2 protein-coding genes are annotated in these 1,457 nt (G+C 72.1%); both read right to left on the reverse strand.

Annotation, left to right across the window (positions count from 1 at the left end):
- Positions 1–197 precede the first annotated feature (197 nt).
- Positions 198–674: a large conductance mechanosensitive channel protein MscL gene (gene mscL / locus WH07_RS35010; protein WP_079023812.1), complete on the reverse strand. Its 477-nt coding sequence runs from the start codon at positions 672–674 to the stop codon at positions 198–200.
- A 168-nt stretch (positions 675–842) separates the two neighbouring features.
- On the reverse strand, positions 843–1,457 hold a 615-nt coding region (locus WH07_RS35015), incomplete at its 5' end, for a hypothetical protein (protein ID WP_046509131.1).

A 1,457-nucleotide genomic window follows, 5' to 3' on the forward strand; every position in this document is an offset into this window, starting at 1 on the left:
TCCCCGGGCACCCCGGCCCCGACCCGCGTTGATCTTCGACGATCCGCTGGACCAGCAGTCCTCGGACGACACGGACAGCGGCTGGGGAGAGCGGCCCGCGGGCGGCGGCGACAGCGCCGCGGATCTGGCCCGGTTCCTGGACGAGAAGCCGCCCCACCACCTCTGAGCGCCGCTGCCGGTGCCGGCCGTCCCGGCCGTTACGGGGTGTTCTGCCCCGGTACGGTGCGCTGCGCGACCAGGGCGTCCCTGATCTCCTTCAGCACCTCCAGCTCGCTGACCTCGACGACCTCCTGAACCTCTTCCTTGGCGGCCTGCTGCCTGGCCCGCCTGGCGAGATACCTGGCCATCGGCAGGACCATCAGGAAGTAGACGACCGCCGCCGTGATCAGAAAGGTCAGGGTCGCGCTCAGCACCGTGCCCCACATGATCGGAATGCCGGTGACGACCTCGCCCGCCGCGTTCGTCTCGCAGGGCGATTTGAGACACGAGCTGTACTTGTTCAGATCCTTGGTGCCGAACGCGCCGACCACCGGGTTGATGAGGCCCTTGACGACCGAGTTCACGACATTGGTGAAGGCGGTGCCGATGACCACCGCGACCGCGAGGTCGATCACGTTGCCGCGCATCAGGAAGGCCTTGAAGCCCGCCAGCACGCTCTCTTTCTCCTTGCTCACGAGTGAGCCCTTCTTCACATGTGCGGTTGGAGTGACAATCTGCTCCGCAACCTAAGGCGGCGCGTGCCCGCGCTGTCCAATCCGCGTACGCGATCAGGCGACGCCACAGTTCGCCAGTACGACTCAGCACCCTCCGGACCGGCCGCAGGCGGCCCGGCAGCCAGCGGCTCAGCACACCGTCACCGCCAGCCGTGACGTGATGCTCGCTCCCGCCAGTGCCGTGGCGGTGGCGCGTGGCACGGACAGCACGACCAGTGCCCCGGCGTCCGAGGAGATCTCACGTGCGTCGGGGATTTCGGCCACCCGGACCCCGGTCGCCACCACCCGTGCCTCGGGTCCCGCGTCCGCCACTCCCGCCGGTCCCGGCGGGATCGCGGCGGTTGCGATCACGTCGACCAGGTCGCCCCGCCGCAGCAGCCGGACCGTCTCCGCATCGGCGATACGGACCGCCGCGGACACCATCCGCCCCCGGTGCTCGGCGGGTTGTCGCCGGGACGCAGCCGATGCCGGTGGCGGCGACGCGGCCACGGCACCGGCCGCGGCCTCCGCACGGGCGTCCGCGTCGGCCACAGCACCGACCGCGCCGCTCGCCCCGGTGGCGGCCAGCGCGGCGGCCGTCATGGCGAGACCGGCCGCGGTCGCACGCCGCTGTCTGAGCAGGGCCCGGCGCAGCCGCTGCCCGGAGCGGCGCACCCGCAGCGGGCCGAACGGCGGCACACCGCGCGGCTCCGGTGCGGCGGGCGGCGGAAGGGGAGAAAGGGAGGAAAGGGGACGGGGCTGGGC

It is taken from the genome of Streptomyces odonnellii, from assembly GCF_000981895.1.
GTDB lineage: Bacteria > Actinomycetota > Actinomycetes > Streptomycetales > Streptomycetaceae > Streptomyces > Streptomyces odonnellii.